Raw genomic sequence first — 21,315 nt, forward strand, 5'->3', positions numbered from 1 at the left:
AACACCACCGGACACGCCCTGTTCCGCCACGCCGCACCGTGACCGTGGCGTCCCGGATCATCCCGGAGCCGGGCCACCCGGAAGAGGTCGGCCACGAGGTCAGCGGTGGAGGACGAACGCCGCGGTATCGCGGTCCGGTCGGGCGGGTGCGGGCGCGGCGGCGTGCCCGACCCCGACCGCGCCCATCGGTGTCCAATCGGCCGGCAGGTCGAGCACCCGGGTGACCACCTCCGGGCAGAACAGCGTCGACGACACCCAGCACGACCCCAGACCCTCCGTGGCCAGGGCGACGAGCAGGTTCTGCACCCCGGCCCCGACGGAGACGGTGAACATCCGCTCCTCGGCGGCGGCGCGGCGGGCGTCCGGATAGGGATGCGCGCCGTCGAGGACCATGATCGGAACGATCAGCAGCGGGGCACGCCGCAGCACCTCGCCGCGCCGAAGCCGACGCTCGACGGCCGCCTCGTCGAACCCGTCGCGTCGTAGATCGTCCGCCCAGGCTTCGGCCATCGCGTCGAGCAGCGCGGCGTGCCGCTCGGTCACGATCACGAAACGCCATGGTGTGGTGTGGTGCGGGGCCGGGGCGGTGAGTGCGGCCGCGATCGCCCGGTCGACCGCGGCCGGGTCGACCGGGGCGTCGGAGAAGTCCCGCACGGTGCGCCGGTCGCGCAGCGCCGCCCGGCGCGCCTCGAGGGTGCCGAGGCGGAACATGTCCTCACCAGCGGGACGCAGCAGTGCCCGCCCGCCGGCGCCGTCGTCGGGCAGCCGGCCGTAGCCGCGGACGACTGCCACCGGTGTGGCGCCCAGCTTGCCCTTGACGAGGTCGGCGGCCGCGGCGAGCTCGTCGGCCTCGGCCACCTCGGTCATCCCCAGCTCGTTGCCGTAGCCGTCGAGGTCGCCGACGTGGCTGCGCAGCGCCGCCATGCCGGCCACCCCGACGGCCATGTCGGTCAGGCCGCGCCGCCACGGCCGTCCGGCGGTATCGGTGACGATGACGGCGACATCCACGCCGAGCACGGTGGCCAGGCCCGACCGCAGCCGCCTGGCGCTGGCGTCCGGATCCACCGGGAGCAGGGCGAGGGAGTCCTTGGCGATGTTCGACGCGTCGACCCCCGCGCTGGCGAGGACGAAACCGTGGTGCGTCTCGACGATCCGGGTCGGGCCGCGCCGGGCGACCTCGCGTACCGATTCACTGTCGATCATGGCCTGTCTGGCTTCCTCGCGGTCGCCGGACACCGTGACGAGCCGTCCCTCGGCCTTCGAAACAATCTTTGAGGTGACCGCGACGACATCGCCGTCGGCGAGTGTCGGGCCGTGCGTCCGGACGGCCGAGGCCACCAGGACGGCGAGATCGTCGCCGGGACGGACCTCGCCGATGCCGGTGAGCGGGAACACGCGCAGCGCCCGTTCCGCGCTGCGCTCAGACACCGGCGAGCTCCAGAGCCGCCCGGACGATCGCCACCGTGGCCTTCAGATCGGTCATCAACAGGGGTGTCGCGGCCACGGTCGCGCCGGGAACGGTCGCGCCGGCGTCGGCGGTGTCGACGAGCCAGCCGTCGAGCAGGCCGTCCGCCGTCCCGTCTCCCGGGCGCGGGGCCGTCCCGTGCCCGGTCGTGGCGGGCGCGGTGGCCGGCTCGGCGGTGCGCCCCCGGCCGCCGTAATGCACGCCTACCGCCTGGGCGGAGGTCTCGACGCCGATGGCGGCCAGGCAGGCGTCCGCCATCCCGCGCACGGCCGCGCCGCCGATGATCGGCGACACCCCGACCACCGGCGCCGCGGTCTCGTGCACGGCCGAGCGGATCCCGGGAACGGCGAGGATGGTGCCGATCGAGACGACCGGATTCGACGGGGGGAGCAGTACGACGTCCGCGTCGGCGATGGCGGCCAGGACGCCGGGCGCGGGCCTGGCCTTTTCCGCGTTTACCGGGATGATCGCCTGTGCCGGCACGGCGGCACGCAGCCGCAGCCACCATTCCTGGAAGTGCACCGCGCGCTGGCCGTCGGCGTCCGAGATCACCACGTGGGTCTCGACCCGCTCGTCCGACATCGGCAGCAGCCGTACCCCCGGCTTCCACCGCTCACACAGCGCCCGGACCACGTCCGAGAGGGAGTAGCCGGCGTCGAGCATCCGGGTGCGCACCAGGTGGGTGGCGAGGTCGCGGTCGCCGAGTCCGAACCAGGCCGGCCCGACGCCGTAGGCGGCGAGTTCCTCGGCCACGACGAACGACTCGCCCTCGCGCCCCCAGCCCCGTTCGGCCGAGATCCCGCCGCCCAGGGTGTACATGACGGTGTCGAGATCGGGGCAGATGCGCAGTCCGTGCAACGTGATGTCGTCGCCGGTGTTGCCGATTACCGTCACGTCGGCCTCCGGCAGCGCCGCGAGCACGCCGCGCAGGAACCGGGCGCCACCGATCCCGCCAGCCAGGGCTGTAACTCTCACACCGACCAATCCTGGCACCGCGCCCCGACGGATGGGGCACCGGTGGGCGGTGGTGGATCTCCCGGCCGGGGTGATAGCGGCCACCGCCGGGCCACGGACGGATTTCTCCGGACCGGGGCGGKCGCGCCGGTCGTGTTCCTGACCGAGCCTCGGTCGGGGTTCCTAACCGAGCCTCGGTCGGGCGAACAACGGCGTCATCCATCCGTGGAACTCCGGCTTCGCCGGTATCGGCGTGTCCGTGCAGAAGGCCGAGAGCAGAAAGTGCACGAGATGGCTGGTCGGCCGGGAGGGTGCAGGGTTGGCGAGCCCGCCCTCGATGGTGGCGACCACCGCGTCCGCCGCGAGCTCCCGATCGGGTTCGGGCACGAAGTCGTGCACCGCGGCGAGCGCGAGCCCGTGCAGCCAGTCGTGCAGCCGCTCGTGGTACTCCATGACCGGCGCGGCGTGCGGGGCGCGTTCGGCKACACAGGGATGCAGCGTGCGGCGCCGCTCGACCGAGTCCAGGGCAAGGAAGAGCTTCGCCGCCGGGTCTCCGGGTAACGCGGCGATCCGGTCGACCTCAACGTCGAGCAGTCGGTTCAGCACCGCCGCGAAGGCGTGGTCCTTCGACCGAAAATACCAGTAGACGGAGCCCGGTTCGATGCCGGCGGAACGGGCGATCTCCGCGATGGACGTCCCGGCGAACCCGCGGGCCAGGAACTGCTCCTCGGCGACGGTGAGCAACGCATCGATCCGTTCCTCGCGGGGAACCTCCTGGCGGTTGCGTGGCACCTGATCAGCGTAACGACTCCCATGGTGGGGCAGGAGAAAATCGATGCCCAGTAGTGGTAGCCCCCGTGCGGTACGCCGGCGCACGCCGGCGCCGTCCCGACGCCGGCATGATCGGAATCGTGTCCCGGTGTCGGTGGGTGCACTCCGGCCGGGCTCGGGTAGCGGGGTCCGGTGGACGTCTCGGGCGGATGTGTCCTGCTCACCGTCTTTCTCTTGATTCCGATTAGAGAGAGCTGTGAGAGTGAATCCCAGCTCTCTACGTTGCTGGAAGGACCGTCATGTCCGATATCAGAACCACCAAGAGCCTCGAAGCCCTGTCTGCCTCCCTTAATCGCGCGCTTGCTGGGGTCCGCGCCCCCCAGGTCGTGGCCGCCCGCCGGGCCCAGATGCGACAGACCACCGGTACGACGCCGGACGGGTCCGACGTCGCCGGCGCCGGCCGGCGAGCCGACCGGACGCAGGCTCTGGTCGAGACGCTGGCCTCGCGCCGGCGGACGAATATGTTGATCGGCACGCTCGACCGGCTGCGCAGACCCGCCACCGGGTGGCGTGCGGCCGGCCGCGTGACCCCCTGACTCCGGGCCGACCGGGTTTCCTCCCGAACCGCTCAGTACCGTTTCGACACCGCATCCCTTCGATCCCGATGGCCACCGACCGGACCGGTTCACCTGCCGGGCGCCGGGGGCGCCGCCGGAGAATCAGAGGAATTCATGATGAGTACGGCGGCGACATCCAGCGGTGCCGAATCCAGCGGTGCCGAATCCAGCGGTGCCGAATCCAGCGGTGCCGAATCCAGTTCCCCACCGTCCCCGTCGGCGCTACGCCGGGCGCTGCGCCGGGCCCGGGACGGCGCCACGCTCGACGTGGTAGAGGCCACCATTCTGCTGGCCGCGCGCGGCGATGACCTCGCGGACCTGTGCCGCTCGGCGGCCGGGGTCCGCGACGCGGGTCTGGCGTCGATCGGGCGGCCGGGTGTCGTCACCTACTCGCCGAAGGTGTTCATCCCGTTGACCCGGTTGTGCCGGGACCGCTGCCACTACTGCACCTTCGCCACCGTGCCGCACCGGTTGCCCGCCCCCTACCTCACGGTGGACGAGGTGCTCGGCATCGCCCGGGCGGGCGCCGCGGCGGGCTGCGCCGAGGCGCTGTTCACGCTTGGTGATCGTCCCGAGGATCGGTGGCCGGCGGCCCGGGAATGGCTCGACGCCCACGGCTACGACTCGACGCTGGGTTACCTGCGTGCCGTCGCGATCGCCGTGCTGGAGGAGACCGGTCTGCTTCCGCACCTCAACCCGGGTGTACTGAGCTGGGTGGAACTCGCCCGGCTCAAGCCGGTGGCCCCGTCGATGGGGATGATGCTGGAGACGACCGCGACCCGCCTGTGGTCGGAGCCGGGYGGGGCGCACTACGGATCACCCGACAAGGACCCGGCCGTCCGCCTGCGGGTCCTCACCGACGCCGGGCGGTTGTCGATCCMGTTCACGACCGGCCTGCTGCTCGGCATCGGGGAGACCCGGACGGAGCGGGCCGAGACGATCTTCGAGCTTCGAGGTCTGGCCCGCCGCTATGGGTCGATCCAGGAGGTGATCGTCCAGAATTTCCGCGCCAAGGACGACACCGCGATGCGCTCCGCGCCCGACGTCGGTGCCGAGGAGTTGGCCGCGGCCGTCGCGGTCACCCGGCTGGTGCTGGGCCCCACGATGCGGGTGCAGGCTCCGCCGAACCTCGTTGACACCGTGGAGTGCGCCCTGCTGCTTTCGGCCGGCATCGACGACTGGGGCGGCGTCTCCCCGGTCACCCCCGACCACGTCAACCCCGAGCGGCCCTGGCCGGACCTGGACGTCCTGGCGGCCGTGACGGCGCAGGCCGGGTTCACGCTGCGGCCCCGGCTCACCGTCTACCCCTCCCATCTCGGTGAACCGTGGATCGACCCGCGCCTGGCCGGACACGTCGGGGCGTTGGCCGGCGTGGACGGCCTGCTCGCCGACGGCGTGCTCCCGGTCGGCCGCCCCTGGCAGGAGCCCGACGGCGGACTCGCTGACACCGGCCGCACCGATCTGCACGCCGCGGTCGACACGGTCGGGCGCCGCAGCGAGAAACGGGCGGACTTCGACACGGTCTACGGTGACTGGGAGTCGCTTCGGGCACAGGTCAGCGCGGCCGGGACGGGGGTTGACGGAGTCGTCGGCACGGGCAGCCGGGCCATCGCGAGCCGGGCCGGCGCGGCTGCCGGTGCCGGTGCCATGCGGCGGATCGACCCCGACATGCTCGCCGCCCTGCGCCACGCCGGGTCCGATCCGGCCGGGATCACCGACGCCGAGGCGCTGACCCTGTTCGGCGCGGACGGCGCCGCCCTGGAGGAGCTCTGCGCGCTCGCGGACGGATTGCGCCGCGACGTCGTGGGCGAGGACGTCACCTACGTCGTCAACCGCAACATCAACTTCACCAACGTCTGCTACACCGGATGCCGGTTCTGCGCGTTCGCGCAACGCCGTGGGGACGCCGACGCCTACACGCTGTCCTTGGACGAGGTGGGCAGCCGGGCGGCGCAGGCCTGGGCGGTCGGCGCGACCGAGGTCTGCGTCCAGGGCGGGATCCATCCCGATCTACCGGGCGCCGCGTACTTCGATCTTGCCCGTGAGATCAAGCGGCAGGCGCCGGGGTTGCATCTGCACGCCTACTCGCCGATGGAGGTTCTCAACGGCGTCACCCGCACCGGCCTGTCGATCGGCGACTGGCTCACCGCGGCCCGTGAGGCCGGCGTCGACACGATCCCCGGCACCGCGGCGGAGATCCTCGACGACGATGTCCGTTGGGTGCTGACGAAGGGCAAGCTGCCCGCGGCGAGCTGGGTCGAGGTGGTGACCACCGCGCACCGGGTCGGCCTGCGCTCCTCGGCCACGATGATGTACGGGCACGTGGACACCCCCGCACACTGGGTGGCCCATCTGCGCCTGCTACGGCGCATCCAGRACTCCACCGGCGGCTTCACCGAGTTCGTGGCCCTCCCCTTCGTCCATCACAGCTCGCCGATCTACCTGGCCGGTGTCGCTCGTCCCGGCCCCACCCGCCAGGAGAACCGGGCTGTGCACGCGATGGCGCGCATTCTGCTGCACGGCTCGATCGACAACATCCAGTGCTCCTGGGTCAAGCTCGGGGTGGAGGGCTGTCGGGCCGTGCTCACCGGTGGGGCGAACGACATCGGCGGCACGCTGATGGAGGAGACGATCAGTCGGATGGCCGGCTCGCAGCACGGCTCGCGGCGCTCCGTGGCCGAACTCGAGGAGGTGGCCGCGGGGGCGGGTCGTCCCGCTCGGCAACGCACCACCACGTATGGCCGGATCCCTGACGAGCGCTTTCGCGCTGCCCGGGGCCGCACCGTCCGKGCCATGCTGCCGGTGGTGTCCTGACACCCGCCAAGTTCTGATCACCAAAAACTACTCTCCGTAGTCGAATGGGCTGGGGTTGCCGGGTCTGGCGGCTGATCGGTATGCGCCTGCGGCGGTTGCCCGAGCTCAGACCTGCCCTTTTAGGGGTTTATGCCCTTTAGATCTGGGCGGGATAATGCCGTTGCCGCGACCCGTCTGATCGCGCAGAGTGACGGAAGGGAGGGWTGCGTGGACCCTCGGCGACAGGCTGTAGTGACTGTGAGCTATGGTCTCATCGCTGGTTGTAGAAGATGTTGCGACGGTGGGGTTGACGCGATCGAGTCTGGAGCGTGTAATTACMGGCGTGTCATTCCCCCCGCTGGCGGGGTTCGTGCGGTAGTGCGTCGCCTGACCGGTGTGGAAACTAGTCACCTGCGCGCCGGCGCCCAGGGGTGGCCGACCGCACCGCGACGGGTCTGGAGGAGTCCACATGGAGCACGCCGACGCGGGCGTCCACACTGTCCTCGCGGACGTCGAGCGTCCCGCTGAGCATGACCCGTTCGCTGATCACCCTGAGCGGGTGCTCACCGAACGGCACACCCGGGCCACATCCGAAACGGTCCCGCGGGCGCGGGTGCCGGCCACGGCCGCTCCCGCCCTCCCCGAGTTGACCGGTCGGTCCGTCGCCGAGGGCACCGACCTCGTCGAGGACATCCAGGACGATTCCGTCGAGGACATCGACGATGTCGACGATGTCGACGAGGCTGACGAGGCTGACGAGGCTGACGAGGCTGACGAGGCCGAGACCGAGGACTTGGAGGATCTTGGTGGATCGGCCGGGAGGTCCGCCCTCGCCCAGGTGATCGATCTGGGGATGGGGGACCTTCTCGGCGAGGCGATGGAGTGGCAGGAACGCGCGCTGTGCGCGCAGACCGATCCCGAGGCGTTCTTCCCGGAGAAGGGCGGCTCGACCCGCGAGGCCAAGCGCATCTGCTCGGGCTGTGAGGTCCGGGCCGAGTGCCTGGAGTACGCGCTGGAGAACGACGAGCGGTTCGGGATCTGGGGCGGCATGTCCGAGCGGGAGAGGCGCAAGCAGCGACGCCGAGCGGTCTGATCCCGACCGGTGACCGGCGGTCGGCGCATGACGGGCGATCCGGGCAGGTCACAGGCGGCCACGGTCGCCGCGGTGACCGTGGCCGATGACGCGGGGCCGCCGGTCGTCGCGGTCTGCGTGCTCGGTCGAGGGGGTGGTGGACCCGACGTTGCCGCCCAGGTCCGGGCCGCCCTGCGTGCCCAGACCAGACCGCCGGACCGGGTCGTCGAGGTGCGGCTCGGTGGCGGGGGATGCGTTCCCCGGCAACGCGCGTCTCCCCTGGACGGGGAGGGTCGCCTCCCGTCCGCCGACCATCCCGTCGACCCGGGCACCGACGGCGCGGATGCTCAGGCCGGTGACCCGGTCGCCGAGCCCCTCGTCGTAGAGGTGCCGTCCGCCACACCGTTCGGCGCCGCCGTAGCCGTGGGGCTGGCTCGGCTGGGGAACCCACCGGAGCACGGATTCGTCTGGCTCCTCGACGACACCGCGATCCCCACCCCGGGCGCGTTGCACACCCTGCTGGCCTACGCCCGGCTGGACCGGGGCGCCGCCGTCCTCGGCCCCAAACTGCTCGCCCGCGCTCCGGAATCCGCCCCACCCGCCAAATTCGTCCCACCCGCCGGAGCGGGCGGTTCCGCTGGACCGGCAGGTGCGCGGTCCCGGCCGGTGACGAGACCCCGGGTGGTTGAAGCCGGGGTGAGCGTCGACCGGGCCGGGCGACGGCATCCCGGAATTCGCCCGGACTATGATGATCATGGACAGTGTGACGGGGTACGTGACGTCCTCGCCGTCGCGTGTTCGGGCATGCTCGTGCGGGCGGTGGTCTGGCGACTGCTGGGTGGACTCGACCCCGAGCTCGATGGTGGTCATGACATCGATCTCGGCTGGCGGGTGGCCCGTGCCGGCCTACGGGTCGTCGTCGTCCCGTCGGCCACGGTGACCGTGACCTCGGCCTCAGCCTTTTCCGGGGGGCCGGCCTTCCCCAGGGCATCGGCCGACCGCGCGGGGGTTCTACGGGTCCGGCTGGCGAACACGGCGACGGTGCTGTTTCCGGCGATGGTGGTCGCCCTGCTCGTCGGAACGGTCGTGCGCACCCTCGGCCTGCTCCTGCGCGGCCGACGCCGGGCGGCGCYCGCCGAGCTCACGCTCGCCGGTACCGTGCTGGGGCGGCCATGGCAGCTGCGCCGGATGCGTCGGCGCGCCGCCCGCACGTGGGCGGTGCCGCATCGGGCCGTCCGCCCGTTGTTCCCGGCCCGCCTGCCGTGGCGGCGCGGAGCCGGCGCCGATGATCTCCTTGATCGGGCCGGAGCCGCCGAAGACGTCGCCGACACCACCTTGATGGTCACCGGGCCCAGACCGGATGTGCACCCGCGCCGGCCGGCCTGGCCGCCGACGACCCTGGCGGCCCTGCTGGGTGCCGTCGGGCTCCTGGCCATGCGGGGGATGCCGGCGGACATGCTCGGCGGGGGCCTGCCGCTCCCGGCAGGCAGCCGGAACCTGTGGTCGGCCGTGTGGTCTGGATGGGCGGGGGCGCCCGATGGACCTCTGAGTGGTCCTGGGCCGGCACCCCCTTTCACCGCGCTGCTCGCCGCGGCAGCCACTCTGCTGGGGGGGAGGCCGGCGCCGGCCGCTTGGATCCTGCTGGCGGCCGGCCCGGCGCTCGCGGGCCTGAGCGTCTACCGGGCCCTCGCCCGGCTGGGACCACATCCGATCGCCCGGTTCGGGCTCGCCGCCGGCTACGGGTTGAACCCGGTGATGACCGGGTCGGTCCTCGCCGGCCGCACCGACACCGTGGGCGCGGTGATCGGCCTTCCCCTGGTGCTCGCCGCCGCCGACGCGGTCCTGCGGGACCGGCGGGACGGCTCCGGCTTTGGCGTCGGTGGGGCGCCGGGCCGGCCGGTGTGGACGCTCGCGATCTGTCTGGTCGGGTTCATCGCCTGCGCCCCGTCGACGCTGGCCATCGCCTGGGCGGGCCTGGTCGTCGTCGCGTTCCTGACCGCGCGGTCCAGGCTGCCCGGGATGATCGTCGCTCTGCTCGCGACGATCATCCCGGTGCTTCCGGACCTGCGGGTGGATCCCGTCGCTGTCCTCACCGAATCGGCGATCACCCTGGCCCGGTTGCCCCAGTACTCCCTGGCCCTGCTGGCCGGTGCGGACAGCGGACCCAGGGCCGATGTGGCCGGCTTCGTCGGTGGATGTCTGGCCTGCTGGTTGTTCGGCCGCCTCGCGGGCCGGGAGCGGGGCCGCCGGCGGCGCACGGCCGTGCTGGTGGTCCTTCCCGTGACGCTGCTCCTCCTCGTCGGGCCGCTGATCCTTGCCGCCCGCTTCCTGGCCGTGGACGTGGCCCGGCCCGGCGACACCACAGGGGCGAACCCGGCCGGYGTCGAGGGGTCCGCCCTCGCCCACGCGGTCGCGGCCGTGACCCGCGCCGCTGGGCCGGGTGCCCGCGTCCTCGTCCTGCACCAACCGGCCTCGGCCAGAACGATCCGGTACACCCTGGCCTCCGCGTCCGGGCCGACGTTTCCCGAGGCCGGCGCCCGCACCCCGCGGCGGTCCGGCCGGTTCCTCGCCGACATGGTCGCGGACCTCGCCACCAACGGTGGCCGGGCAGCCGGCTGGCTCCCGCTTCTGGGCGTGACATCGGTCGCTGTACCTACGGTCGACTCGGCCTCTCAGCTCGTCGCCCGCCTGGACGCGACGCCGTCCTTGATCCGGGATCGTCCCCGCCCGGGGGCGATCCTCTGGCGCCCCGCCGTTGCGGCCCGTGGTGCGACGGCCTTGGGAGAGCCCGGTGGGGCCGGCGCGCCGCGACCGGACGCATCCGGGTGGGCGGGCGGACCCCTGGCCTGGGTGATGGAGTCCGATCGGGCCGATCGTCGTGAGCCGGTGGCGCGGCACTCCGCTCCCGCGGCGACGAGGCCGACAACCCGCCCGATCGGTACGGCGCCGGGTGTTCCTCCCCTCCTCTCGGCGCCGCTGCCGCCAGCGCCCTCCTCGGTACGTCGGTTGGCCTCCGGCGAGCGGTTGCCCGCCCTCGCAGCCCGGTCCGGCCCGGCACGCTGCCTGGTGCTCGCCGTACCGGCGGATGCCGGATGGCACGCGTGGCTGGAAGGCCGGCCGCTGGCTCCGTTCCGGGCGTGGGGCTGGGCAGCCGGATTCCAACTGCCGCCCGACGGCGGTCGGCTCCGCATCGACCACGACCGGACTTCACCCCACCGGGCAGTGGTGGGCCAGGCTGCGGCACTCGCCGCGCTCGTCCTGCTGGGAATCCCGGTCATGCTGGGAATCCCGGTCATGCGGTCGCGGCGGATGGCTCCCCCGGCTGCGACGCAGCCGGGGCGGGTCGGGAAGGTCGAACGGCCGTCATACCAGCGGCCGTCGTGTCACGTCGTGGTCGTTTCGCGGACGGTCGTTTCGCGGACGGTGCTGCCGCTGGCGGTCCTCGGACTGCTCGGGCTGACCGGGGCGTTCCTCGCCGGCACCGGCACCGGCACCGGCACCAGCACCAGCACCAGCACCGGTRCCGGGAAGGGACGGATCTGGYCGCTGTCAGGCGCCATGCTGGCCTGCCCGGACCTGACGCTGGTGGCACCCGATCCGGACGGGCCGGGCGGGCGGGCCCGTTCGCTCGGCCTGGACGTGGCCGCCGGCGGTGGACCGACGGGCCGGGTGCGGGTGTCCACGGTGGGGTCCGAGGTTCCAACCAAAGGGCTTGGACTACGGATGGACGCCCGTGGTCGACGTCACCTGGACCTTCCGCGGCCCTCGGAGAGCAGCGCCGTCACCGGCGTGGCGGGCAGCCGCGGATCGATCCTGGTGACCGCCCAGGGTGCGTCCGCCGGGGGACTGTCGGCCACCGTGACGGCCCGGGACARAGACGGCGTCGGGTCAATGGACGGCGTCGGGCCGATTCAGGCGCGTTGCGAGCCGTCCCGGGCCCGGGTCTGGTTCACCGGACCATCGACCGTGGCCGGTCGGGATCCGGTGGTGATCTGGTCGAATCTGGCAGATGAACCGGCCCGGATCAACGTGCGGGTGCTTTCCGACGGACCGGCGACGTCGCCGCAGGACATCACCGTGCCCCCGGAGCACGCGGTGATCCGGCGACTCGCCTCCCTCGCACCGGAGGCCACCGCGACCGCGCTCGACGTCCAGGTGCGCTCCGGCCGGGTTCTCACCTGGGTCGCGGACCGGCCCAGCGCGGGGCGTACGGACTCGGTGCCGGGGACGGACCGGGCGGGGCGTGCGGATCCGGTGAGCCTTGTCCCGAGCACCTCCGCCCCGGCCCGGCGTCTCCTGCTTGGCGGGGTCGTCGTCCCGGCGGGGTCAGCGTCCTCGACGGCGCACCTGGTGCTCGCCGCACCGTTGCGGGAGGCCACGGTGCGCATCACGGTCCTCACGGGTACGGGTCGGCACACGCCGATCGGCCTGGAGGCCGTCGTCGTGCCCGCCACGGGTGCGATCACCACGCCCGTGCCGCTGCCGGCGGGCGCCGCCTCGGCGGTCCTGGTCGAATCGGCCGATGACGCACCGGTGCTCGCCGGACTGGCCGCACCGTCGGGCCGGGCGGGAGAGCGGTCGACCGGYTCGGCCGGCGGATCCACCTGGGTCGGCGCCACCAGCCTTGATCCTCCGCTCGACCCGCGCGGGCTCGACGCGTACGGCCAGGCGGTCGGCCTCTCCGGGCCGACGGGGCTGGCCGCCGGGGCGGGATCCGCGCCGGACGCGGTCGTCTCCCTCCCACCGGTGCCGCCCGGCGCGACCGGCGTCGTCGTGCTCGCAGCTCCGGCGGGAGCGGTCACGGCGTGGATCGACGGCGAGCTGGTACGGGTACGGCCGGGCACCGTCGCGACTGCCCGCATGCCGATCGGACGGGCCGGTGGACGGCTTGTCGCGGTCGGCGGCCCGCTGGAGGCCACCGCCGTGATCGGCCCTCCCCCCGGTACGCCGGGGGAGGGCCGGGTATCCGGGGATCCGCCCCGTGGGCCTACCCCCTCCGGTTCCTCCGGCTCCACCGGCTCCGCGTCGTCGACCGCCGCGTCGTCGACCGCCGCGTCGTCGACCTTCGGGATGCCCAAGCCCGTGATGCCGCGGAGCATCTCCACCGTCGTTCCGTTGTGGGGGGCGTCGAGGCTCCTCGACGCTCCGGTCTCCATCGAGGATCCCACCGTCCTGTATCAGCGCGGCTAGGCCTGTGTCCGCCGACCTTCGACCTTCGCCTCGTGGCGGGCCGGGCACCGGTCGGCGTCCTCCCAGGACGTGCGGGAGGTTCGTGACGTTTCCGGTCTTCCGGGCCGTCAGCACCCCGCCCTGTCGGTGGCGTCGCCCGTCAGCGGCCGGAAGCGGCGAGAAAGACCCGACCGGTGCCGGTGAGGGTCAACGCGGYGGATCCGGYCAGCAGGGCGGACCGRCCCCCGCGCAACTCCACCGGGGCGACGGTCGTCCCGTCGTCGGCGGTGCCGGTCACCCGGACCGCACCCTCGATGGCCAGCAGCAGCATGGGCCGTCCCACGTCCAGGGCACCCCCGGTGCAGATCGCCTCGGTGAGGGCGAAGTCCCCGACGGGGACATCCCAGCCGCGGAGCAGACCACCGGAGGAGACCGCGAGGGTACGGGGCATGAGGATCGGTGCCGCGCTCGGAGTGGGATCGAGGATGCGTAGGAGCTCGTCGACATCGATGTGCTTGGGGGTGAGCCCGCCGCGCAGCACGTTGTCCGAGGCCGCCATGATCTCGATACCCAGGCCGGAGACGTAGGCGTGGAGCAGCCGCGCGGGCTGGAAGAGCCCCTCCCCGGGGCGCAGGGTGACGTCGTTCAGCAACAGGGCGGCCGCGATCCCGACGTCGCCCGGGTGCGCGGCCGCGAGCAGACCGATCAGATCGGCCGCCCGCGCGACGTCATCGGCTTCGGCGCCGTCCACCGCGGCCCCGTCCGTCGCCGTGTCGTCCGTTTCGGCGCTGGGCGGCCCCGGCGCCGTCGGCGCTGCCGCGCCGTACGGGCCGGCGGCGAGCCGGCGGGCCGTCGCTACGAGGCCGCGAACGAGGTCACGGGCGGGTTCGCGCGGCATGGTCAGCAGGGAGCGGAGCACCTGTGCGGCGCCGCCCGAGGGATCGTCGGCCAGTGGTCGGAAGGCGGCGGTGAGGGCCGGTGAGCCCAGCCGGGCGACGATGGCGAGGGTCCGGCCGGGATCACGCATGCCGGCGAGAGCCCGAAACGGGGACAGCGCGACGATCAGTTCGGGCTTGTGATTCCGGTCACGGTAACGTCGACGTGGATCGCCCAAGCCGAGACCGGCCGCGTCGTCCGCGTCGAAGCCGGCCCGGGCCTGCGCCAGGTCCGGGTGCACCTGCAGCGACAGCGCCTTCTCGGCGGCCAGCACCTTGAGCAGAAACGGCAGCTGACCGACGAGGTCGGTGGCCGGACGGCGGATGCCGTCGTCCTCGGCGAGGGCCGTCGCCACCGGATGGGTGCCGAGCCACAGCTCCGCGACCGGCTCACCGGTCGCGGCCGCCCCGAGCAGGTTCGGAATCGCGGTCGGGGACCCCCAGGCGTACGACTGCGCCTGACCGTGCAGTGGCAGGACCCGGGCGCCGGATGCCGTCGCCCGAGCGGGCTCGTTCCTGGTGGTCACGGTCTCCCTCGTGGTGGGTGTCCTGCGGCCGGCCAGCCACCGCGGCTCGGCTGTTCCTCGCTGTTGCTCGCTATTCCTCGTCGCCCCAGCCGTGGCCCTCCGGGTCGATCACGGCGGGGTCGACCCCCATCATCTCAGCCATCTCGTGGATGATCGCATCGAGGACGAGCTCGGCCAGGTCCTCGCTGTCGACGGCCCGCGCCTCGATCGGGCGGCGGTAGACGACGATGCGTCGCGGGGTTCCCGACCGACCCTTGCCGCCGGCCGGCTGGTAATGGGCGAGCGGGATCTCGTCATCGGTCACCGCCACCGGCGGTACGTCCTCGACGGCGAACTCGACGTCCGCGAGCTCAGTGGACCACCGGTGGTCGAGATGCTCGACGGCGTCCAAGACGAGATCGTCGAAGCGGTCGCCGCGGGTGGCGTAGGCGGGCACGTCCGGCGGAAGGAGAGTGCCCCGGATGCCACGGCCGCGCCGGTCGCGCCGGCGCCGTGGCGGGATCGGCCGGGCGACTGCCGGGAACCGCTCGGGCTCGGTCACCCTGTCAGCGTAGCGTTCAAGGATGGACGGTCGTCCGTCGATCGCGGTGAACTCCGCGCCGCTTCCGGCATCGCTCGGAGTGGTGCGCCGATCCGTGGGCGCGGCAACGACGGTTCCGGTCACATCCCTGCGCTCCATCCCCCATCGCTACCAGCTCGAGGACGGTCCATGATCTCAAAATCGCTCTGGATACGTGCTGAACGAGGGATATTGTATGCGGGCCGCGATGGCATGGTCGACGCCGCGTGACGATTAGTCGTCGCGCCACGCGACACGACCCGAGGTGGTGGCCGTCGTCCGTTCCGGGGGCTACCGTCCGGAACGTGAAGCCTCGGCGCTGCTCCCGCTCGGCCTGTTCCGCAGCCGCGGTCGCCACGCTCACGTACGCCTACGCGGAATCCACGGCGGTGTTGGGCCCGCTCTCCCCGTACGTCGAACCACACTCCTACGATCTGTGCGGCACCCACGCGGATCGGCTCACCGTGCCGCTTGGCTGGGCTGTGGTCCGGCTCGAGGCCGAGGCACCCCGTGAGGGGGGTCGTGAGGTGGCCGGGGACGATCTGGAGGCCCTCGCGGACGCCGTGCGTGAGGCGTCCCGGCGGGGAGGGCCGGAGCCCCCGCAGGGTCCGCAGGCCCCACCCCCGGGTGGCCGGCGGGGTCACCTGCGGGCCGTTCCCAGTCCGTCCTGATCCGGAGCGCTCCCACCTCTTGGCCGTCCCGGTCAGGTGGTCGTCCCGATCTTCCGTTTGTCCTGGTACCGGTGGTTCGGCGAGTGGTTCGGCGCGAGTTCGCCCGGACGCGGTTCCAGCGGTGTCGGACCCGGCGGATAAGGTCAACCGAGCCGGTCGCAGTAGTGGCCGCGCGGCCGGGAGGCACCATTCACCCGGTGCCGGGGGACACCAGGGAGAAGGGTTGGAAGGGATGCGTGACCTCTCGCGGATCTTCAAGGCGTACGACGTGCGTGGCGTGGTGCCGGCGGAGTTCGACGCCGACGTCGCCCGAGCCACCGGAGCCGCCTTCGTGCGGCTGCTCGGCGCCCCGCGGATCGTGACCGCGCACGACATGCGGGAGTCGTCGGTCCCGCTCGCCGAGGCCTTCGCGGAAGGGGCGGCCAGCCAGGGCGCGGACGTGATCGCCGCCGGGCTGGGATCCACCGATCTGCTCTACTTCGCCGCCGGTTCGCTGAACATTCCGGGTGCGATGTTCACCGCGTCGCACAACCCGGCGAAGTACAACGGCATGAAGCTCTGCCGGGCCGGCGCGRCACCCATCGGCCAGGAGACCGGGCTCGCCGACATCCGCGCGATGATCGAGGCGGGCATTCCCGCCGGTCCCGGTCGTCGCGGCACCGTGGCTCGGCGGGACCTGCTGGACTCCTACGTGCGTCATCTGCGCACCTTGGTCGACTTGGCGCAGATCCGGCCGCTGACGGTCGCCGTGGACGCGGGCAACGGCATGGGCGGGCTGACCGTCCCGGCCACCTTCACCGGGCTGCCGCTGACAGTGATCCCGCTCTACTTCGAGCTGGACGGCTCCTTCCCGAACCACGAGGCGAACCCGATCGAGCCGGCGAACCTGCGGGACCTGCAGGCCGCCGTCCGCAGCTCCGGAGCCGACATCGGCCTGGCCTTCGACGGCGACGCCGACCGCTGCTTCGTCGTCGACGAGCGGGGGGAGATCGTCTCTCCGTCGACCATCACCGCCCTGGTGGCCGATCGCGAGCTGGCCCGGGAGCCGGGGGGCACGATCATCCACAACGTCATCGTCAGCCGGGCGGTCCCCGAGCTGGTCACCGAGCGCGGGGGGGTCCCGGTCCGGACCCGCGTGGGCCACTCGTTCATCAAGGCCGAGATGGCCCGTACCGGCGCGGTTTTCGGTGGCGAGCATTCCGGTCACTTCTACTTCCGCGACTTCTGGCGAGCGGACTCCGGCATGCTCGCCGCGCTCCATGTGCTCGCCGCGTTGGGCAGCCAGGACCGGCCGCTGTCCGAGCTGCTCGGGGGGTACGCCCGTTACAGCGCGTCCGGTGAGATCAATTCCGAGATCGCGGACGCCGCGGCGGCGATGAACGTGATCGAGAAGGCGTACGCGCCGGACGCTGCCGACGTGGACCACCTGGACGGGTTGACGATCTCCTTCTCGGACGGATCCTGGTTCAACCTCCGCCCGTCCAACACCGAGCCGCTGTTGCGGCTCAATGTGGAGGGGCCCGACGACGCCACGATGCACCGGCTGCGCGACGAGATCCTCGCTCGGATCCGGAGCGGAAGGGAAGCCTGATGAGTCTCGACCCGCTGCTGTTGGAGATCCTTGTCTGCCCGTGCAGCAAGCACGGTGAGCTGCGGCCCGACGAGCTGAGCGGCGCCCCCGTGCTGGTGTGCCTCGCCTGCGACCTGGCGTTCCCGGTGCGGGACGACATCCCGGTGATGCTGCTCGACGAGGCGATCCCGTTCTCCGGCGCGTCGGCGTCGAACTGACGCCGCGGCCTCGACGTGTATCTCGACGAGGCGATCCTCGACGACACCGCCCGGATCGACGCCGGTCACGCCGGCGGTCTCCTGCCGCACATCGCCTCCGCCGCCCGCCAGGTCCGTCGCGGTGCCACCCTCGCCCAGGAGGCCGGGGTCGGTCGCCTCGCCGCCGACGGACGGCCCCGGGCGGTCGTCGTGGTGGGTGTGGGCGGCGCGGCGCTGGCCGCCGAGGTGCTCGCCGCCGTCGCCGGGCCGGCCAGCCCGGTGCCCGTCATCGGTCACCACACCTACGGCCTTCCGGGCTGGGTGGGGGTGGCCGACATCGTCCTCGCGGTGTCGGCGTCCGGTGCCTCCGCGGAGACCTGTTCGGCGGTGGAGGAGGCGAACCGGCGCGGCGCGCGGGTGGCCGTGGTCGCCCCTGCCGACACCCCCCTGGCCTACCTGGCCGGGGTGGCCGGTGCGCCCCTCGTCGTGACTTCGGCGGAGCGGCCCGCTCGTGCCGTCCTGTGGTCGTTGTCGCTGCCACTGATCATCGTCGCCCGGGCCCTGGGTATCGCGCGGGTGGCGGACGAGGCGATCGAGGCGGCCGCCGTCCGCCTCGAGGACGTCGCGACCCGTTGCCGTTCGTCCAGCGAGTCGTTCGTCAATCCGGCGAAGACGCTCGCGCTCGAGCTGGCCGGTACGTTGCCGCTCATCTGGGGAACCTCACCGGTGACGAACGTGGTGGCCGAACGTGCCGTCACCCAGCTCGCGACGAGCGCGAAGTATCCGGCCATCGCCGGGGCGCTGCCGCATCCCGCCCGCCACCAGGTCGCGCTGTTCGACGGTGCCTTCGGGGCGGGTCTCGCGGCGGCTGGCGACCCGGCGCGCGACGACCTCGACGACTTCTTCCGCGACCGCGCCGAGGAGGACGAGTCGATCCGGCTCCGCCTGGTCCTGCTGCGCGATCCCGACGTCGAACGTCCGGATGTCGCCCGGCAGGCCGAGGCGGCGGTGGCGGTGGCGGCCGAGCGAGGCGTCGGCGTCACCGAACTGCGCGCCGACGGCGGCGGGCCGTTGGAACGGCTCGCCTCACTCATCGGCCTGTTCGACTACACGGCCGTTTATCTCGCCTTGGCGCTCGGGGTCGATCCCGTGCAGGTACCCGCCGCCCACGACCTCAGGCGCTGACAGACCTCAGGCGCTGACAGACCGCCGGAAGGCGGGCTAGTGGGCGGCAGGCTGATCCCCTCTGCCGGATCCCGGTTCGGCGCCGTTCTGGGGTTGCTGCGGCTGTCCCTGGTTCTGCCCGCTCTGGTCCGTGCCGGGCTGGCCGAGCGGGGTGCCGCCTCCCTGCGGCTGCCCGCCCGTGCCAGGGAAGATCTGCTGACCCAGGTTCTGCAACAGGTCGCCGAGGCCCTGACCGGGTGCCGGCGCTGGCGGGGTGTTCTGCAGACCTCCCTTGATGCCGCGCGCGACGGTCGGATCGGCACCGGGCAACGGGACTACCGGCTGGTTGGCTAGGGCGGCCCGCATCGACTTGCTCCAGATGATCGCGGGCAGGTCGCCGCCGAAGACACGGGGCCAGGTCCGGCCGTCGGCGACGACGCCCCGCAGCGGGTGGCTCTCCGCTCCCATGGGATCGCCGACGGCTACCGCTGCGGTGATCTGCGGGGTAAAGCCGACATACCAGGCGGCCGAGAACTCGTCGGTGGTGCCGGTCTTGCCCGCCGAGGGGCGGTCGATGGCCGCCTTGGTCCCGGTCCCGTGGAGCGGGACGCCGGCGAGCACGCTGGTCACGGTGTCGGCGACACCCTTGGCGAGTACCTGTTCGCACTGCGGCGGCTGGGCGATGTCGATCGGGTCGTGGCTGGAGTCGACGGCCCCGGTGGCGAAGCGGGGCGTGCAGCGCACCCCGCCGCCGGCGATCGTCGCGTAGGCGTCGGCCATCTGCAACGGGGAAACGTACATGTACTGGCCGCCACCGATGGCGGTGGCCCCGTCGGTGGAGCCGATCTTGTCCGCCTTCGGCGGTGTGACGCCCAGGCGTTTGGCCATCTCCAGGACCGCCGGGATGCCGGTCTTCTCCGCGAGCTGCACGTAGAAGGTGTTCACCGAGTCCCAGGTGCCCTTGGGGATGTCGTAGATGCCGGCCTCGGCGGGATCGGAGTTCGAGAAACCCCTGGGGCAGTCGCCCTCACCGCGGTCCAACGGGAACTTCTTGCTCTCGTAGCAGGCCGGGGAGTAGAAGGCCGTCGAGGTGCCGTAGCCCTGTTCGAGCGCGGCGGCGAGCACGAAGGTCTTGAACGTCGACCCGGGCTGGAAGGTGGCGTTGGTCGGCAGCGGCACCACCGTCTGGTTGGCTGCTGTGTTCGAGCCGTACACCCGGTTCACTGCCATGGCGAGGATGTTGCCGGTACCGGGCTGGATGACGACCTCGGTCGCCGACACCCGGTTGCTCGGCGATATGGTCGAGTTGACGGCGTCCTGCGCCGCCTGCTGCACCAGTGGGTCGAGAGTGGTCCTGATGACCAGGCCGCCCTCGTAGATGCGTCGGTTGCGTTCCTCCAGGGTGGAACCGAGCGCCGGGCTCGCCCGCAGCTGGGAGCGCACGTAGTCGCAGAAGAACGGCGCCGACGACGTCTCGCAGGAGTCCGCGGCTGGCGGCGGGGCTTTCACGACGTTCAGCGGCAGCTGCTTCGCCGCCTCCGCCTGGATGGTAGAGACATACCCCTCGGCGGCCATCTTGTCCAGCACGGTGTTGCGCCGGGCCAGCGCGGCCTCCGGGTGAGCTGCGGGGTTGTACCGGGACGGACTCTGSACGAGCCCGGCTAGCAGCGCCGCCTGTTCGAGGGTGACCTGGGAGATGGGCACCCCGAAGTAGTGCTCGGCGGCGGTGCCGATCCCGTACGCGCCGTCACCGAAATACGCGATGTTGAGGTAGCGCTCCAGGATTTCGTCCTTGGAGAACCGCTTCTCGATGTCCAGGGCGTACCGGAGTTCCTGGATCTTGCGGTCCAGGGAGTCTCCGGCCACGACCTCTMGCTCCCGCGTGGTGCGGGCGTTCTGCAGCAGCACGTTCTTGACGTACTGCTGAGTCAGCGTCGAACCGCCCTGAGCGACTCCGCCGGCCTCGCTGTTGCGCAGCGCGGCGCGGAAGACGCCCTGTGGGTCGACGCCGCCGTGCTTGTAGAAGCGGGCGTYCTCGATCGAGACGATCGCCTCGCGCATGATCTTCGGGATCTCGTTGCCGGGCACGACGATGCGGTTCTCGGCGCCGCGCAACGTGGCAATCACTGATCCGTCGGCGGCCAGAATCGTCGAACTCTGCGGCAACGGAGGCGTGACGAGCTCGCCGGGCAGCCCGAGGAAGTGGTCCGCGCTTTCCTTGGCGAACAGGCCGACCGCACCGACGAACGGCAGGGACAACAACGCGACGACCAGCCCCAGAACGATCGCCGTCAGCCCCATCTTCTTCAGGACCCGACGCCGGTTCACGGGCGGACGGGGGTTGAGCGGCCTACCCGCTCCACCGGCCCCGGCCGCGCCGGCTGCGGCCGGACCGTCGCCCGTGCCGCCGGGGGAGCGACGCGCGGAAGCGCCGTCGTCCGCATAGGTGACGCCGCTCGCCACGTTGCCCGGCCTGGCGGATCGGGATGGCCTGGCGGATCGGGATGGCCTGGCGGATCGGGGCGATGCGGCGGATCGGGGCGATGCGGCGGATCGGGGCGATGCGGCGGATCGGGGCGGGGCGGGGGCACGTTCCGGCGCGACGGCGCGCGACGGGACACCCGGCCGGGCCGGCTTGCTCGGGTCGGCCGGCTTGCTCGCGCGCGGGGGCGGGGTGGCTTGAGATGGAGTGCTCGACTCCCGTCCGACAGACGTCAACGTCACCCCCTCCGTGGACCGGCGCAAGGGCCGGAGTCTTCCTGGGACCTGTCCAGCATGCGTGAGCCGGCACTTGGTCGCTCACCGGCATCACCGCCTCGAACCCGGTGCGACGTGGCAGCGGGTGCGCGCC

At 72.5% G+C, this 21,315-nt stretch carries 14 protein-coding genes; 8 read left to right on the forward strand and 6 right to left on the reverse strand.

The features are described 5' to 3' along the window. Positions 1-99 precede the first annotated feature (99 nt). From CcI156_RS06670 to CcI156_RS06680, 3 genes are all read right to left on the reverse strand, one after another. On the reverse strand, positions 100-1,428 hold the full coding sequence (locus CcI156_RS06670) for a coenzyme F420-0:L-glutamate ligase (RefSeq protein WP_011435194.1): 1,329 nt from the start codon (positions 1,426-1,428) through the stop codon (positions 100-102). Next, positions 1,421-2,440: a 2-phospho-L-lactate transferase gene (gene cofD, locus CcI156_RS06675; RefSeq protein ID WP_023839904.1), complete on the reverse strand. Its 1,020-nt coding sequence runs from the start codon at positions 2,438-2,440 to the stop codon at positions 1,421-1,423. Before cofD ends, CcI156_RS06670 begins: the two co-directional genes overlap by 8 nt. A gap of 162 nt (positions 2,441-2,602) precedes the next feature. Then, entirely contained in the window at positions 2,603-3,211 is a 609-nt protein-coding gene (locus CcI156_RS06680) for a TetR/AcrR family transcriptional regulator (protein ID WP_035940905.1), read from the reverse strand. A 278-nt stretch (positions 3,212-3,489) separates the two neighbouring features. Here CcI156_RS06680 and CcI156_RS06685 point away from each other — a divergent pair, with 278 nt between their 5' ends. From CcI156_RS06685 to CcI156_RS26650, 4 genes are all read left to right on the forward strand, one after another. Further along, positions 3,490-3,786, forward strand: a complete 297-nt coding sequence (locus tag CcI156_RS06685; RefSeq protein WP_011435197.1) for a hypothetical protein — start codon at positions 3,490-3,492, stop codon at positions 3,784-3,786. A 135-nt stretch (positions 3,787-3,921) separates the two neighbouring features. Then, positions 3,922-6,621: a bifunctional FO biosynthesis protein CofGH gene (locus tag CcI156_RS06690; RefSeq protein WP_076804787.1), complete on the forward strand. Its 2,700-nt coding sequence runs from the start codon at positions 3,922-3,924 to the stop codon at positions 6,619-6,621. A gap of 448 nt (positions 6,622-7,069) precedes the next feature. Beyond that, positions 7,070-7,693: a WhiB family transcriptional regulator gene (locus CcI156_RS27605; RefSeq protein ID WP_076804789.1), complete on the forward strand. Its 624-nt coding sequence runs from the start codon at positions 7,070-7,072 to the stop codon at positions 7,691-7,693. A gap of 27 nt (positions 7,694-7,720) precedes the next feature. Beyond that, complete coding sequence (locus CcI156_RS26650; protein WP_076804792.1) at positions 7,721-12,862, forward strand: DUF5719 family protein; 5,142 nt, start codon at positions 7,721-7,723, stop codon at positions 12,860-12,862. Positions 12,863-13,001: 139 nt separating this feature from the next. Here the strand turns inward: CcI156_RS26650 and CcI156_RS06705 are convergent, their stop codons facing one another. Both CcI156_RS06705 and CcI156_RS27610 read right to left on the reverse strand, forming a co-directional pair. Continuing rightward, entirely contained in the window at positions 13,002-14,303 is a 1,302-nt protein-coding gene (locus tag CcI156_RS06705; RefSeq protein ID WP_076804794.1) for a type I phosphomannose isomerase catalytic subunit, read from the reverse strand. Positions 14,304-14,373: 70 nt separating this feature from the next. Further along, complete coding sequence (locus CcI156_RS27610) at positions 14,374-14,766, reverse strand: metallopeptidase family protein (RefSeq protein WP_035940918.1); 393 nt, start codon at positions 14,764-14,766, stop codon at positions 14,374-14,376. Positions 14,767-15,167: 401 nt separating this feature from the next. On the opposite strand from CcI156_RS27610, the gene CcI156_RS06715 reads away from it, so the two are divergent. The 4 genes from CcI156_RS06715 to CcI156_RS06730 all read left to right on the forward strand — a co-directional run bounded on the left by CcI156_RS06715 (position 15,168) and on the right by CcI156_RS06730 (position 18,485). Next, a complete protein-coding gene (locus CcI156_RS06715) occupies positions 15,168-15,533 on the forward strand; it encodes a DUF3499 domain-containing protein (RefSeq protein ID WP_035908204.1) in 366 nt (121 codons plus the stop codon). Between the two features lie 232 nt (positions 15,534-15,765). Further along, positions 15,766-17,124 (forward strand): phosphomannomutase/phosphoglucomutase, encoded by a 1,359-nt coding sequence (locus CcI156_RS06720; protein WP_076804796.1) that lies wholly within the window; start codon positions 15,766-15,768, stop codon positions 17,122-17,124. Then, positions 17,124-17,321, forward strand: a complete 198-nt coding sequence (locus tag CcI156_RS06725; RefSeq protein WP_011435205.1) for a Trm112 family protein — start codon at positions 17,124-17,126, stop codon at positions 17,319-17,321. The genes CcI156_RS06720 and CcI156_RS06725 overlap by 1 nt, the downstream gene beginning before the upstream one ends. Positions 17,322-17,336: 15 nt before the next feature. Next, positions 17,337-18,485, forward strand: coding sequence for an SIS domain-containing protein (locus CcI156_RS06730; RefSeq protein WP_011435206.1), 1,149 nt, complete (start codon positions 17,337-17,339; stop codon positions 18,483-18,485). 36 nt (positions 18,486-18,521) lie between these two features. Here the strand turns inward: CcI156_RS06730 and CcI156_RS06735 are convergent, their stop codons facing one another. Beyond that, positions 18,522-20,765, reverse strand: a complete 2,244-nt coding sequence (locus CcI156_RS06735; RefSeq protein ID WP_254847301.1) for a transglycosylase domain-containing protein — start codon at positions 20,763-20,765, stop codon at positions 18,522-18,524. Between the last annotated feature and the right edge of the window lie 550 nt (positions 20,766-21,315).

This window comes from Frankia sp. CcI156, assembly GCF_001983015.1.
GTDB classification, from domain to species: Bacteria; Actinomycetota; Actinomycetes; order Frankiales; family Frankiaceae; genus Frankia; species Frankia casuarinae.

Excerpts from the sequence above, each read along its gene's own strand:
- CcI156_RS06685 (WP_011435197.1), top strand. The coding sequence starts at position 3,490 with ATGTCCGATATCAGAACCACCAAGAGCCTCGAAGCCCTGTCTGCCTCC.
- CcI156_RS27605 (WP_076804789.1), top strand. The coding sequence starts at position 7,070 with ATGGAGCACGCCGACGCGGGCGTCCACACTGTCCTCGCGGACGTCGAG.
- CcI156_RS06725 (WP_011435205.1), top strand. The coding sequence starts at position 17,124 with ATGAGTCTCGACCCGCTGCTGTTGGAGATCCTTGTCTGCCCGTGCAGC.